Origin of the sequence: Rhodobacter lacus (assembly GCF_042683065.1) — a bacterium.
Classification (GTDB): domain Bacteria; phylum Pseudomonadota; class Alphaproteobacteria; order Rhodobacterales; family Rhodobacteraceae; genus Rhodobacter; species Rhodobacter lacus.
The window spans coordinates 1-13,237 of record NZ_JBHUIX010000001.1 but is presented as its reverse complement, the minus strand read 5'-3'; the positions used below and the strand labels follow the sequence as shown (position 1 = coordinate 13,237).

General features: G+C 66.6%; 12 protein-coding genes. 7 read left to right on the top strand and 5 right to left on the bottom strand.

What is annotated here, in order from left to right:
• Nucleotides 1-40: 40 nt before the first annotated feature.
• Together ACFSM0_RS00060 and ACFSM0_RS00055 are read left to right on the top strand one after the other, a co-directional pair.
• Entirely contained in the window at nt 41-1,432 is a 1,392-nt protein-coding gene (locus tag ACFSM0_RS00060; RefSeq protein ID WP_377385327.1) for an FAD-binding oxidoreductase, read from the top strand.
• Nucleotides 1,433-1,475: 43 nt separating this feature from the next.
• The gene (locus ACFSM0_RS00055; protein WP_377385325.1) at nt 1,476-2,678 is read left to right on the top strand and encodes an MFS transporter; all 1,203 of its coding nucleotides are present in this window, start codon (nt 1,476-1,478) and stop codon (nt 2,676-2,678) included.
• Here ACFSM0_RS00055 and ACFSM0_RS00050 read toward each other — a convergent pair whose 3' ends face one another.
• Nucleotides 2,679-3,305, bottom strand: a complete 627-nt coding sequence (locus ACFSM0_RS00050; protein WP_377385693.1) for an arylesterase — start codon at nt 3,303-3,305, stop codon at nt 2,679-2,681.
• A 73-nt stretch (nt 3,306-3,378) separates the two neighbouring features.
• Here ACFSM0_RS00050 and ACFSM0_RS00045 point away from each other — a divergent pair, with 73 nt between their 5' ends.
• A complete protein-coding gene (locus ACFSM0_RS00045; RefSeq protein ID WP_377385322.1) occupies nt 3,379-4,062 on the top strand; it encodes an ABC transporter ATP-binding protein in 684 nt (227 codons plus the stop codon).
• Complete coding sequence (locus tag ACFSM0_RS00040) at nt 4,059-6,566, top strand: ABC transporter permease (protein WP_377385319.1); 2,508 nt, start codon at nt 4,059-4,061, stop codon at nt 6,564-6,566. Before ACFSM0_RS00045 ends, ACFSM0_RS00040 begins: the two co-directional genes overlap by 4 nt.
• 61 nt (nt 6,567-6,627) lie before the next feature.
• Here the strand turns inward: ACFSM0_RS00040 and ACFSM0_RS00035 are convergent, their stop codons facing one another.
• Nucleotides 6,628-7,101, bottom strand: coding sequence for a transglycosylase SLT domain-containing protein (locus ACFSM0_RS00035; RefSeq protein WP_377385316.1), 474 nt, complete (start codon nt 7,099-7,101; stop codon nt 6,628-6,630).
• 126 nt (nt 7,102-7,227) lie between these two features.
• Nucleotides 7,228-9,660 carry a heavy metal translocating P-type ATPase gene (locus ACFSM0_RS00030; protein WP_377385314.1) on the bottom strand — a complete coding sequence of 811 codons (2,433 nt, stop codon included), beginning with the start codon at nt 9,658-9,660 and terminating at the stop codon, nt 7,228-7,230.
• A 139-nt stretch (nt 9,661-9,799) separates the two neighbouring features.
• Here ACFSM0_RS00030 and ACFSM0_RS00025 point away from each other — a divergent pair, with 139 nt between their 5' ends.
• On the top strand, nt 9,800-10,009 hold the full coding sequence (locus tag ACFSM0_RS00025; protein WP_377385311.1) for a YgaP family membrane protein: 210 nt from the start codon (nt 9,800-9,802) through the stop codon (nt 10,007-10,009).
• 297 nt (nt 10,010-10,306) lie between these two features.
• Here ACFSM0_RS00025 and bfr read toward each other — a convergent pair whose 3' ends face one another.
• Both bfr and ACFSM0_RS00015 read right to left on the bottom strand, forming a co-directional pair.
• Entirely contained in the window at nt 10,307-10,792 is a 486-nt protein-coding gene (gene bfr / locus ACFSM0_RS00020) for a bacterioferritin (RefSeq protein WP_377385309.1), read from the bottom strand.
• A 17-nt stretch (nt 10,793-10,809) separates the two neighbouring features.
• Entirely contained in the window at nt 10,810-11,055 is a 246-nt protein-coding gene (locus ACFSM0_RS00015; protein WP_377385306.1) for a (2Fe-2S)-binding protein, read from the bottom strand.
• On the opposite strand from ACFSM0_RS00015, the gene ACFSM0_RS00010 reads away from it, so the two are divergent.
• Together ACFSM0_RS00010 and pssA are read left to right on the top strand one after the other, a co-directional pair.
• Nucleotides 11,051-11,932, top strand: coding sequence for a phosphatidylserine decarboxylase (locus tag ACFSM0_RS00010; RefSeq protein ID WP_377385691.1), 882 nt, complete (start codon nt 11,051-11,053; stop codon nt 11,930-11,932). The two genes, ACFSM0_RS00015 and ACFSM0_RS00010, sit on opposite strands and share 5 nt — an antisense overlap.
• A 37-nt stretch (nt 11,933-11,969) precedes the next feature.
• The gene (gene pssA, locus ACFSM0_RS00005; RefSeq protein ID WP_377385303.1) at nt 11,970-12,707 is read left to right on the top strand and encodes a CDP-diacylglycerol--serine O-phosphatidyltransferase; all 738 of its coding nucleotides are present in this window, start codon (nt 11,970-11,972) and stop codon (nt 12,705-12,707) included.
• Nucleotides 12,708-13,237 lie beyond the last annotated feature (530 nt).

Sequence of the window (13,237 nt, the reverse complement as noted above, 5' to 3'; positions counted from 1 at the left end):
CAGACTTCTTTCCGGCCCTTTCATATCATGTGGAACTGTGATGGACCTGATCGCCCAGCTTGCCGAGATCCTCGGCCCTGACCATGTGCTCACCGGCGCCGAGGCGGCGGGGTTTGGGCGGGAATGGACCGGCCATTACCGGTGGACGCCGCTTGCGGTGGTGCGCCCGGCCAGCACCGAAGAGGTGGCGGCAGTGCTCCGCCTTGCCCATGAAAGTGGCACCAAGGTGGTGCCGGTGGCGGGCAATACCGGGCTCAATGGCGGCACCTTTGCCGAGGGGGCGCTGATGCTCTCGCTTGCGCGGCTCAACCGGGTGCGCGAGATCAGCCCCGACACGCGCACCGTGGTGGCCGAGGCGGGCGTGGTGCTGGAAACGCTGCATGATCTGGCTGCAGGCCATGGGCTGGCCTTCCCGCTCACTTTCGGCGCCAAGGGGTCGGCGATGGTGGGGGGCTTTTTGTCCACCAATGCCGGTGGCTCGAACGTGGTGCGCTATGGTTCGGCGCGCGCGCTTTGCCTCGGGCTTGAGGTGGTGCTGGCCGATGGCCGGATCTGGAACGGGCTTACCGGGCTGCACAAGGACAATACCGGCTACGACCTGCGGGATCTGATCATCGGCGCAGAGGGCACGCTTGGTATCATCACCGCCGCGGTGCTCAAGCTCACCCCGGCGCCCACCGCCTATGCCACGGCGCTTGTGGGCCTTGATACGCTGGCCGATGCTTTGGCGCTGCTCAATGCGATCCAGGTGGCGACCGGCGGTGCCGTCGAAGCGTTCGAATTCATGCCCGAGCGCTACATGGACCGGTTGGCGCGCGCCCGCCCGGGGCTTGCCTGCCCGTTCCCGCCCGCCGCGGTCAACCTGCTGGTCGAGATCGCCACCACCACCCCCACCGATACCGGGGCGAGCGTGAGCCCGGTGGCGCGGCTCGAAACGCTGTTGGGCGCCGCGCTTGCGGCGGGGCGGCTCAAGGATGCGGTGATCGCGCAATCGGCGGCGCAGCGCAGCAAGCTCTGGCAAATGCGCGAACTGGCGGCCGAGATCACCTTCACCACGCCCGATATCGTCGATTGCGATATTGCGCTGCCGCTGGACCGGCTGGAGACTTTTCTCACCCGGATGACGCCGCGCCTTGCCGCGCTTGATGCAGAGGCGGAGGAGCTGGTGATCGGCCATCTGGGCGATGGCAACCTGCATTACACCGCTTATCCTTCGCGCTCTGATCCGGGCCTTGGCGCGGCGATCCGCGCTGCCGTGACCGAAGAGGCGGTGGCCTTGGGCGGCAGTTTTTCGGCCGAACACGGGGTGGGGATCTCCAAGCGCGCGACGATGGCGGCGCACAAAGACCCGGTAGCGCTGCAAATGATGGCCGCAATCAAGGCGGCGCTCGACCCGAAGGGGATTTTGAACCCCGGCAAAGTGCTGCCGTAAGCCCTTGAACTTCGCGCTGCCGCGGCGCATGGATCGCGGCATCATGACGCTTTTCACGCCCTTCCGCCCGCTGATGCGGCTTCCTGCGCTGCGCCTTGCCGCAGCACTTCTTGTGCTCTTTGGGGCCCATGCGGCAACGCTCGCGCCCTATGTGTCTTCGCTTGCCGTCACGCGGTTCGGGCTTTCCGATCGTGCCTTTTCGGGGCTTTTGGTGATGGCGGCGGTTGTGGCGGTCGCCGCCTCGGTGATTTTTGGCATCCGCGCCGATCAACGCGCGAACCGCCGCCAAATCGCGCTGATGGCGATTGGTGCGCTCACCTTTGGCACCGCGCTTGTGACGCTGTTCCCGACCACGCCGGTTTTCGTGCTGGCACATGCGCTGCTCCTCCCGATCTCGGGGGCGATCTTCGGTCAGGTGTTCGCGCTCGCGCGGCTTGCCGCCTCGACCTGCCCGCCCGAGGAACGCCCGGCGGTGCTCTCCACGCTGCGCGCGCTCTTTGCGCTCCCCTGGGTCGTGGTGCTGCCGATCTGGTCGGTGGTGTTTCGCACCGGCACGCCGCTTACCGTGGTTTATCCGGTGTGCCTTGTCCTTGCGGTGCTGATGCTGGCGCTGACCTGGCGGTTCTGGCCGCGCGACGGGGCAACAGCCTGGGCCGATGCGCCCTCGGGGCTGAGCTTCCGCGCCGCGCTGCGCGAGATCTCGCAGCCCACGGTGCTGGTGCGGGTGCTTGCCCTCGGCGCGATCAATGGCGCGGTGATGCTCTACATGGTCGTGGTCGGCCTTGTCTTCGCGGCGATCCCGTTTCGCGGCCCCTCTGACACGGCGCTTTATGCAGGCATCATGGCGGGGCTTGAGGTGCCCTTCATGCTGGCGCTGCCCTTCGTGATTGGCCGCATCCGCCAGACCTGGCTGATCTTCTTCGGCGCGGTGCTTTACGCCATCCACCTTGCCGGCATTCCGATCCTCGCCGAAAGCCCCGCGGTCTGGGCGCTCACGCTCTCGGGGGCGATCGGTGGCGCGATCGTGCTGACCCAGCCGATGGCCTATTTGCAGGAGTTGATGGCAGAACGGCCCGGCGCGGGCGCCTCGCTCATGGCGCTGCAAAAGCTCGCGGGCGACGGTGTCTCGGCGGCGGTTTTCGCCATTGGCGCGGCCCTGTCGGGCTATGGCCTCGCGGCCTTCCTTGGTGCCGGGCTCAGCCTTGTGGGCGCGGGGCTCCTTGTCGCGCTGGACCGGCGCCGCTGATCACCGCGCGGGGGGCACCTGCGCGAGCAATTCCAGCACCTTCGGGCCAAGCGCCTCGACCACAAGCGTCACCCCTTCGGCCGAGGGGTGAATGCCGTCGGCCTGCATCAGCCCCGCGCGGGCACGCTCTTCGGGGCTTTTTGCGGCAATCGGGCCGAGCAGGTTGTCAACGACGACGGCATCGTATTTTGCCCCGAGCTCGGGCCAGATCGCGTTGAATTTCGTCTGATAGTCCGCCCCGTAATTGCCCGGCGCCGTCAGGCCCACGAGCGCCACCGGCAGCCCCTTTGCCGTCACTTCGGCAAGCATCGCATCAAGGTTTGCGCGCGCCTGTTCGGGCGGCTGGCCGCGCAGCATGTCATTGCCGCCAAGCGCGATGATCACCGCGTCCACCTCTGGCGTGAGCGACCAGCCAAGGCGCGCCCGCGCGCCCGAGGTCGTATCGCCCGAGACCCCGGCATTGATCACCGTCACCTCGGCGCCATGGGTGGTGAGCCACTGCTCCAGTTGCGGCACAAGGCCCTCACCGGGGGGGAGCCCGTAGCCCTGGGTCAGGCTGTCGCCCACGGCCAGCAGGGTCACCGGCCCGGCGCTCGCCCCCGAAAGCGTGAGAGAAAACGTCACCATCCCGGCGGCCAAAACCTTGCCCGGGGCGCGCAAGACCCCATATCCCTTTGAAACGACTGACAGGCAGGTTTTCATGACCGACACGGTTCTCTCCCTCAAGGATGCACGTTTGACGCTCGCAGGAAACGCGGGCCCGGTCGAGATCTTGCGTGGCATCACGCTCGACATCGTGAAGGGCGAAAGCGTGGGGCTGGTGGGGCCATCGGGCTCTGGCAAGTCATCGCTCCTGATGCTGATGGGCGGGCTCGAGCGCGCCACCGGGGGGCAGGTTACGGCGCTGGGGCGGGATCTCACCGCGATGAGCGAAGATGATCTGGCGCGCTTCCGCAGGGGGAATATGGGCATCGTGTTCCAGTCTTTCCACCTTGTTCCGACGATGACCGCGCTCGAAAATGTTGCCCTGCCGCTCGAAATTGCCGGCGTGGCGGATGCGCAGGCGCGCGCGAAGGCCGAGCTGGATCGGGTCGGGCTTGGGCATCGCCATGGCCATTACCCCGCCGAAATGTCGGGCGGCGAGCAGCAACGCGTGGCCTTGGCGCGCGCCGTGGCACCGCGCCCGGCGATTTTGCTCGCCGATGAGCCGACCGGCAACCTTGATGCGAAAAACGGCGCCGCGATCATCGAGCTGTTGTTCGACCTGCAGGCGCAGACCGGGGCAACGCTTGTGCTTGTGACCCATGCCGCCGACCTTGCCGCGCGCTGCGCACGGCTGGTGCATCTGGCCGATGGCGTGCTGGCCGAGGGGGCGCTCGCATGAGGCTTGCACTGCGGATCGCGCGGGCGGAGCTGCGCGGCGGGCTCAAGGGGTTTCGGATCTTTCTTCTGTGCCTGATACTGGGTGTTGCCGCGATTGCCGCGGTGGGCGAGGTGCGCGAGGCGATCAAGGCGGGTCTTGCCTCCGAAGGGGCGGTAATGCTCGGCGGTCAGGCCGAGCTGGAGTTCACCTATCGCCGCGCCACCGCCGAAGAGCGCGGCTGGATCGCGGAGCACGCGGCGCAGTTTTCCGAGCTGGTCGAGATGCGCTCGATGGCGAGCACGGCGGATGGCGCCGAGACCGCGCTGACGCAACTGAAGGCCGTGGACGGGGCCTGGCCGCTCTTGGGGCAGGCCGTGCTCGATCCGCCGGTCGGGGGGGATGCGCTGGCGGGGCAGGGGGGCACGCCCGGTGCTTTTCTGGACCCGGTGCTGGCCGACCGGCTTGGGCTGAGGGTCGGGGACCGGTTCAAGATCGGGGGCGAAACCTTCGTTTTGATGGCGCGGCTCCTGCGCGAGCCCGATGCGGCGCGTGCGGGCATGTCATTTGGCGCGCGCTCGGTCGTGGCGCTCTCGGCGCTGGAGGGCACGCCGCTTCTCGCACCGGGAACACTTTACGAGACGAAATACCGTGTGCTGCTGCCCGAAGGCGAGAACATTGCCGCCCTCAAAGCCGCGGCGCTCACGCGCTTTCAGGGGGCGGGGATGAAATGGGCCGACGAGACCCACGCCGCGCCCTCCGTCGAGCGGTTCACCGACCGGCTCGGCTCGTTCCTCGTGCTGGTGGGGCTTGCCGGGCTTGCGGTGGGCGGCGTCGGCATCTTTGCCACGGTGCAGGCCTGGATCGCCCGCAAATCCGCGACCATCGCCACGCTGCGCGCCCTTGGCGCCTCGGGGGGCACGATCCGGGCGGTGTTTCTGATCCAGCTTGCGGCATTGACGCTTTTGGGCGTGATCGCGGGGCTTGTGCTGGGGGCGGGGGCGATCCTTGCGTTCTCCGGGCTCATTTCGGCGGTGATGCCGGTGCCGATCAAGGTCGGGCTGGCGCTGCGCCCGCTGATCGAGGCGGCGCTTTATGGCGCGCTTACCGCCGCGATCTTTGCGCTTTGGCCGCTTGCCCGGCTGAGTGAATTGCGCGCCGCAACGCTTTACCGCGAAAGCGAAACCGCGCGGCGCGGCCTGCCGCCCAAAGGCACGCTGGCGCTCATTGCGGGGCTGACCGGGGCGCTTTTGCTCGCGGCGGTGCTGTTCTCCGGCCTGCCGGTGCTGACGCTTTCAACGCTGGGGGGCGTGGCGGGGGCGCTGGTGCTCCTTGCCGGGGCGGCGGTGGCGATCCGCAAGCTCGCGCGGCGGCTTGCGCCGCTCTCCACGCGCAGGCCCGCGCTTCATGCCGCGCTTGCCGCCATTGGCGCGCCGCGCTCGGAGGCGACAGCGGTGATCCTTGCGCTCGGGCTCGGGCTCTCGGTGCTCTCCGCCGTGGCGCAGGTGCAAAGCGGGTTGCGCGGCGCGATCGCGCAAGAACTCCCGCGTGAGGCGCCCGCGTTTTTCCTGCTCGACATTCCGCCCCCCGAACGGGACGCGCTTGTCACCCGGTTGATGGCGCAGGAGGGGGTGAGCCGGGTTGATACCGTGCCGATGCTGCGCGGCATTGTCACCGAGATCAACGGCGTGGAGGCGCGCAAGGTGGCGGGCGAGCATTGGGTTTTGCGCGGCGACCGCGGCGTGACCTTTGCCGAGACCCCGCGCGAGCCGCTCACCGAAGGGGAATGGTGGCCGCAGGATTACGCCGGGCCGCCGCTGGTCTCGGTTTCCGCCGAAGAGGGCAAGGAACTTGGCCTGAAGCTGGGCGACAGGCTCACCGTGAACATTCTCGGGCGCGACATCATCGCGACCATCACCTCGTTTCGCGATGTCGATTTTTCGACCATGGGGATCGGCTTTGTGCTGACCTTCGATCCGGCGGCGATCTCGGGGGCGCCGCATAACGACCTGGCCACAGTCTATGCGCCCGCGGCGGCAGAGGCGGGGCTGTTGCGGCTGATGGCGAAAGAGTTTCCCACGGTGACGGCGGTGCCGGTGCGCGAGGCGCTGGCGCGGGTGAGCGAGGCGCTCGGCGCGATTGCCACGGCGGTATCGGTCGCGGCCTCTGTCACGTTGCTCACGGGCTTTGCCGTGCTGTTGGGGGCCGCCGCCGCCGGGGAAGATGCGCGCGCGCGTGAAGCGGCACTTTTGAAAGTGCTTGGCGCCACGCGCGGGCTGATCCTGCGCTCTTTCGCGCTGCGCGCGGTCCTGTTGGGGGCGGCGGCCGGGGCGATTGCGGTTGCGGTTGGCTCGCTTGCCGGTTGGGCGGTGCTCACGCAGGTGATGGAGAGCACGTTCCGCTTTGATCCTTTGGCCGCTCTGTTGGTGGTGGCCGGGGGGATCGTCGCGGTGTTGCTGGCGGGCACGCTCTTCGCGCTCGGCCCTCTGGCCGCGCGTCCGGCGCGGGTGCTGCGGGCCGCCGAATGACAGCAAAAAGCCCCGCCGGAGGGCCGGCGGGGCAGGTGGCTCATGAGGGATCGTTTCCGTCTCAGGCACGCATCCCGACATCATCGAGAATGCCGCGCCGCTTTGCTTCGTAATAATAGCCGCGCGCATACCACATCACCGCAGCCGCCTCGTCGCCATCGGCACAAAGCCAGGCGCCGCGCAGATATTTGACGCCGTAACGCAGGTTCATGTCGGCTTTGAGCAACTGGGTGGGCTCGCCCGAGAACCCCATGCCGCGTGCGGTTTGCGGCAGGATCTGCATCAGCCCGTAATAGGGGCCATTGCGGGCGCCGGGGTTGTAGCCGCTCTCGCGCTGCACAATCCGGTGCACGAGGGTGCGGGGCACCTCATAATGATCGGCCCAGGTGTTGATCTGGTGGCGCAGTTCGGGGGTTTCCCCGGCGTGCAGACCCGCCACATCGGGCGGGCTCTTCGAGGACATTCTGGCATTTCCGCAGGCCGAAAGGCCGGTCAGCGCGGCGGCGCCGAGCAGAAGGGAACGGCGAGAAAGCATTTTGCCTCCGGGCATCGGTTCTGGACTTCACGGGCTCGTTTCACCCCTGATACAGAGCCGTGAGGGCTGCGGCAAAAGGATTTTCGTTCACGCGGGCGCGATGGGCGGAGCTTTGCCGATGGCGGTTCAGCCCGCGGCGCGGCGCAGCCGCAGCGCATTTGTGACCACAAAGACCGAAGAGAGCGACATCGCCCCCGCCGCCAGCATCGGCGAAAGGCCGGGCCCGCCGAAGGGCACGAGCACGCCCATCGCCACCGGGATCAGCGCGGTATTGTAGGCGAAGGCCCAGAACAGGTTCTGGCGGATGTTGCGCATCACCGCGCGCGAAAGCGCCACGGCGCGCGCCGCGCCGCGCGGATCGGCACCGGTGATCACCACTTCGGCGGCCTCGATCGCCACATCGGTGCCCGAGCCGAGCGCCAGGCCAACATCGGCGGCGGCAAGCGCGGGTGCGTCATTGATGCCATCGCCCACAAAGGCGGTGGCGCCACGCGCTTTGAGCGCCGCAATCGCCGCGACCTTGCCCGCAGGCAGCACGCCCGCGGTCACGTGGTCAATCCCGAGGCCGCGTGCGACGGCCTCTGCCGTGGCCTGCGCATCGCCCGAGATCATCGCCACGGAAAGGCTTTGGTTTTTGAGCGATGTGACGGCGTCGGCGGCATGGGCCTTGGGCGGATCTTCGAGCGCCAGCACCGCGACGGGCACGCTTTCAAGCGCCACAAGGACCGGGGTTTTGCCTGCCTGTGCAAAGGCTTCCGTGGCTTTGTTCAGGGCTGTGGTGTCGATCCCCGCCTCAGTCAGTGCCGCGGCATTGCCCAGCAGGATCTGGTGTCCCTCGACCTCGGCAGAAAGGCCGCGCCCCGGCGTGGCGCTTACCTTGCGGGCGCGGGCGGGGGGGAGCCCGCGCGCCTCGGCGGCGGCAACGACGGCATGGGCCAGCGGGTGCTCGGAGCGCGCCTCGGCGCCTGCGGCAAGCCGGAGGATCTCGTCTTCCGTCTTGTCTGTCGCGCGGAAGATTGCGGTCAGGGCCGGGCGGCCCTCGGTGAGCGTGCCGGTCTTGTCAAAGGCGACGGTCTCGACCTCGGCGAGGCGCTGCAGCGCGTCGCCGCGGCGGAACAACAGGCCCAGTTCCGCGCCGCGCCCGGTGCCGACGAGAATCGAGACCGGTGTGGCAAGGCCCATCGCGCAGGGGCAGGCGATGATCATCACCGAGATCGCGGCCACGAGCGCAGCGGAAAGGCCCTGCCCGAGGCTGAACCAGACCAGAAAGGTGAGGGTGGAAAGGGCCATCACCGCGGGCACAAAGACGCGGGTGACCTTGTCGACCAGCGCCTGCACCGGCAGTTTTTGTCCCTGCGCCTCTTCGACCAGCGCGATGATGCGGGCCAGCACGGTATCGGTGCCGGTGGCGGTGACGCGGAAAGTCAGCGCAGAGGTGCCGTTCACGGTGCCGCCGGTGACGGCGCTGCCCGGGGCCTTTTCCGCCGGGATGGGCTCGCCGGTGAGCATGCTTTCATCGACGAAACCGGTGCCTTCGGTGACGACGCCATCCACCGCGATGCGCGCGCCGGGGGCCAGCTCGACCAGATCGCCGGGGGCGAGTTCTTCAATGGGCAGCTCGATCACCGTGCCGTCGCGCAGCACCCGCGCGGTGGCGGGGCGCAGCCCGATGAGGCGCGAGATCGCCGCCCCTGCCTGCCCCTTGGCGCGGGCTTCGAGCCAGCGCCCGAGCAAGATCAGCGTCACGATCACCGCCGCCGCCTCGAAATAAACATCAAAACTGCCGGGCGGCAGCAGGCGCGGCGTCAGCACCACCATGCTGGAGTAGAGATAGGCCGCCCCGGCGCCAAGCGCGACGAGAGAGTTCATCTCGGGCGCGAGCCGGGCGAGGGCGGGCAGGCCGAGGCGGAAGAACATCCGCCCGGGAAAGAGCAAAACGAGCGTGGTGAACAGGAACTGGATTTCCTGGATGCGGTCTTCGCCCAATGTCCGGGCGAGGCTGTGATGGAGCGGCGGGTAAAGATGCGGCCCCATGGCGAGGAAAAAGACCGGCGCGGTCAGCATTGCCGCCAGCAGAAAGCGGTTGCGCAAGCTGCGGGCCTCGGTGATCTGGCGCGTGGTCATCGGCTCTGCGGGCGCCTCGGGGCTCGAAACGCGCGCCGGATAGCCCGCGGCGCTGACCACCTGAGCAAGCTCCGAGGGGGCGATGGCGCCCTGGGCATACTGGATGGTCGCGGTGCGGGTGGCGAGGTTCACGGCCGCAGAGAGCACGCCCGGCGTAGCGGCAAGCGCCCGCTCGACCCGGCCCGAGCAGCTTGCGCAACTCATCCCGTCGATCTCGAGCCGCGTTTCGGTCTGTGCGGCGGGATAGCCTGCCTTTTCGAGCGCCTCTGCGAGAGAGCCGGCCGTTGCCGGAGCCTCAAATTCGACCCGCACGGAGCGCGCCACCAGATTGGCGCTTGCGGTCTGAACCCCCGGCTCGGCTGCGAGCGCGCGTTCCACCCGTCCGGTGCAGGCACCGCAGTGCATTCCTTCGACGATGAACTTGGTGCTGGCCATGCCGGTCTCCTTTCCTCATCACTTGCGGCGGGTTTCGGGAAGGTCAAGCGCCTCAAATATTCCCGAACTTGAATTTGATGCGCGGGAATGCTAGCTGGGAAGGATCTGATCGTCTTTCTTGCAACAACCGGAGCTTCCCATGACTCTCGACCGTGCCGTTCTCGTCTTTGCCGGCATCATGGTGCTTGTCAGCGTGATCCTGACCTGGACCGTTTCCGTTTATTTTCTGTGGTTTACGGTGTTCATCGGGGTGAACCTCATCCAATCGGCCTTCACCGGCTTCTGCCCGGCGGCGATGGTGCTGGGCAAACTTGGCGTCAAGACCGGCTGCGCCTTCGAAGCGAAGTGACCTTGGGGCGAAGCGGCGCAGGCGGGGGGCTTTGTCTCCCGCAGGTCTCAAGGGCTCCGCACGCGGAAAATCGCCCCGCCGGGGCGCTTGCGCCCGGCCTCTTCGTCAACACATTGCCACCGCCCCACGCCGCAGCGGTGCGGCCCTGCCTGACATGGCCGGAAATGGATCGGCCTGTCCGCCCCCGGCAGGGGCACGTTTTCCCTTTCATCTTGCTGCAAATATCCTGGGGGGTCCGGGGGGCAACGCCCCCCGGCGGGTCGCTTCGCGCAAGCGAAGCGAAATATTTCAGGCGCGTCAGTCCGCCTCGTCCATCGGCGCGGCATTGAGCAGCGCAAAGCCCGAGGGGCCGAGCCGGTCGTAAAGGCCAATCTGGGTTTCGAGAAAATCCACATGCCCTTCTTCGTCGGTGATCAGCTCTTCAAAGATGTTCTTTGACACCACATCCCCGACTTCGGCGCAGTAATCGCGCGCTTCGCGATAAAGCGTGAGCGCGTCGTGCTCCCCGGCGAGATCGCATTCCAGCGTTTCGCGCGGGCCCTCGCCAATCCGCAACGGATCGAGCTTTTGCAGATTCGGATGCCCCTCAAGAAACAGGATCCGCGCGATCAGCTTGTCGGCATGCCCCATCTCCTCGATCGATTCCGCCCGGCTCTTTTTGGCCATTTTCATCAGGCCCCAGTCCTCCTGAAGCCGGAAATGCACCCAGTATTGCGAAATCGCCGTCAGCTCGGAGCGCAAAGCTGCGTTAAGATAGTCAATAACTTTCGCGTCGCCTTTCATGCCTTATCCTCTCTGGTTCATCGCATTCGCAGATTGCAAAGCTCGGCGGGCACATCCGCCAGCTCTGCCGGAACCGACAGATTGGCATTCTTTTGCATCGTGGCAAGGAAAAGCGGCATGCAGGCGCCACAATCGGCCCGCTTGCCAAGGGCGCGGTAAATCTTGCCGGGCGTGATGAGTGCAAAACGATCCGATGCGCGCATCCAGTCGATGGCGGCATGGATGTCTCGGTCGGTGATAAGCTGGCAGTGACAGACGATCATCGCGGCCTCCTTTGGCGCGGATGGTGAGCAAAATTGTCAGATATGTCAATCCGAGTCTTTTGCTCGGAGATGCGGGGCGCGCTGTCGCACCCCGGCACAGCACGCGCGCCCCCGTTTCCTTCGGCGTCGAGTTGCGCTAGGAAGGCGCCGACGGAAAGACCAAAGAGAAAGGCTCGCGATGTCCGTTTCCATGCTTTCCACCTTCATCAAGCCGATGCATCCCGAGGGGGCCAAATTTGTCGGCATCGGCGCGGCAATTGCCGTGGTGCTGTTTTTGATCTGGGCGCCGCTCGGCTGGATCGGCACCGGGCTGACGATCTGGGTCTATTACTTCTTCCGCGATCCGGTGCGGGTTACGCCCGCGCGTCCGGGGCTGATGGTCTCGCCCGCCGACGGGATCGTCTCGCTCCTTGAGCCCGCCGTGCCGCCCGCGGAGCTGGGCCTTGGCGATCAGCCGCTCACCCGGGTTTCGGTTTTCATGTCGGTGTTCAACTGCCACGTGAACCGTTTGCCGATGGCGGGGCGGATCACCAAGATCGCCTATCACGAGGGGCTGTTCCTGAACGCCTCGCTCGACAAGGCCTCAAGCGATAACGAGCGCAACGGCATCGCGGTCGAAACCGCCGACGGGCTGCGCTACGGCGTGGTGCAGATTGCCGGGCTTGTGGCGCGGCGGATCGTGTCTTTCGTGCAGGAGGGGGCGGTGCTGAAAACCGGCGAGCGGTTCGGGCTCATCCGGTTTGGCTCGCGGCTCGACATCTATCTGCCCGAAGGGGTGGACCCGATGGTCTCGATCGGGCAGACGATGATTGCCGGGGAGACGGTGATTGCCGATCTCGTCAGCCGTGAGGGCCCGCGCGAGGGCTGTGCCAACTGAGTGACGGCAAGACATGACCGAGGATCCGGGAGAGAAGATGAGCCTAGAGCCGCAAGACCGCGAGCGCATGCCGTTCCTGATGCTTTTGCCCAATCTGGTGACCTTGTCGGGCATGTGCCTCGGGCTCACCTCGATCCGCTTCGCCATGGTGGGCAAGTTCGAGACGGCGGTGCTGCTGCTGCTCTTTTCGGCGGCCATTGATGGCCTTGACGGGCTGATCGCGCGCCGTCTCAAGGCCACCTCCGAATTTGGCGCCGAGCTTGACAGCCTGTCCGATTTTCTCTGTTTCGGCGTTGCCCCCGGGGTGCTCGTCTATCGGTTCGCGATGGGGGAGGGCAATGCGCTCGGCTGGGTCTTCGTGCTTGTCTATGCCGCGGCGGCCTGCCTCAGGCTTGCGCGTTTCAATGTGATGCGCGGCGAGGAGGGCGGGAGCACGACCCATTTTACCGGCGTTCCGGCCCCGGCAGGGGCGCTGTTGGCGCTGTTGCCGGTGTTTTTGAGTTTTGAGGGCTGGGTGGATGCAAGTGCGGCGCCAATGCTGGCGGCGCTCTGGCTCGGGGTCGTGGGGCTTTTGATGATCTCGCGGCTGCGCACCTTCTCGCCCAAGTCTCTCAAGCTCAAGGGGCTGGGGGTGGTGGCGACGCTGATGGGAACGGTGATCGGCGTCGGGCTTTTGCTGACCAAGCTCTGGCTGTTCCTGATCGTGGTCGATCTGATCTATATTGCCGTGTTGCTGCCGGGGGTCTGGCGGATGCGCGGGCGAATCCTGCGCTGAGGCGCTGCGCGGGCAGGTTGGAGCCGGTATTGAGCCGGGGTGGAGCGATCCATCCCGGTTTTTTCGTGCCTCGGGCGAAGAGCGCCGGACGAAAGACGGAATCGCGGCCCGCGCGAGTCGGCAGAATCAAGGCGACGCACCCAGATTCGGCGCGCAATCCTCCTCGAAAGGGCGATCGAACACAGCCCCCGGTCGTGTTTCAGCCCCGGCGCGTTCTCAGGTTGCCCAAGTTTTCCTCAGGAAAAACGAAGCCTAACGAAGAAAAATGACGATTTCGCAAAAATCCCTCTTGCGGCCCCCGATCGAGATGCGTAGAACACCCCTCACCGAAGCGGCACACACCGCAGCGGGACGCGGACCGGCGCTGACGAAAGACAGCAAAGCGAAGCGGGACGAATGACTGAGGTTAAACGGCCTGAAACGCCATAGTAAGAATGGCGCTTCTGGTTTGTTTTTGCCTCCTGCTCTTTGACATTGATGGATATCTGAAGAGATATGTGGGCGGTTTGGGCGCGAAATGCGACTGCGGA

Excerpts from the sequence above, each read along its gene's own strand:
- ACFSM0_RS00015 (WP_377385306.1), bottom strand. The coding sequence starts at position 11,055 with ATGATCGTCTGTCACTGCCAGCTTATCACCGACCGAGACATCCATGCC.
- ACFSM0_RS00045 (WP_377385322.1), top strand. The coding sequence starts at position 3,379 with ATGACCGACACGGTTCTCTCCCTCAAGGATGCACGTTTGACGCTCGCA.
- ACFSM0_RS00040 (WP_377385319.1), top strand. The coding sequence starts at position 4,059 with ATGAGGCTTGCACTGCGGATCGCGCGGGCGGAGCTGCGCGGCGGGCTC.
- bfr (WP_377385309.1), bottom strand. The coding sequence starts at position 10,792 with ATGAAAGGCGACGCGAAAGTTATTGACTATCTTAACGCAGCTTTGCGC.
- ACFSM0_RS00050 (WP_377385693.1), bottom strand. The coding sequence starts at position 3,305 with ATGGTGACGTTTTCTCTCACGCTTTCGGGGGCGAGCGCCGGGCCGGTG.
- ACFSM0_RS00025 (WP_377385311.1), top strand. The coding sequence starts at position 9,800 with ATGACTCTCGACCGTGCCGTTCTCGTCTTTGCCGGCATCATGGTGCTT.
- ACFSM0_RS00035 (WP_377385316.1), bottom strand. The coding sequence starts at position 7,101 with ATGCTTTCTCGCCGTTCCCTTCTGCTCGGCGCCGCCGCGCTGACCGGC.
- ACFSM0_RS00055 (WP_377385325.1), top strand. The coding sequence starts at position 1,476 with ATGACGCTTTTCACGCCCTTCCGCCCGCTGATGCGGCTTCCTGCGCTG.
- ACFSM0_RS00060 (WP_377385327.1), top strand. The coding sequence starts at position 41 with ATGGACCTGATCGCCCAGCTTGCCGAGATCCTCGGCCCTGACCATGTG.
- pssA (WP_377385303.1), top strand. The coding sequence starts at position 11,970 with ATGAGCCTAGAGCCGCAAGACCGCGAGCGCATGCCGTTCCTGATGCTT.
- ACFSM0_RS00030 (WP_377385314.1), bottom strand. The coding sequence starts at position 9,660 with ATGGCCAGCACCAAGTTCATCGTCGAAGGAATGCACTGCGGTGCCTGC.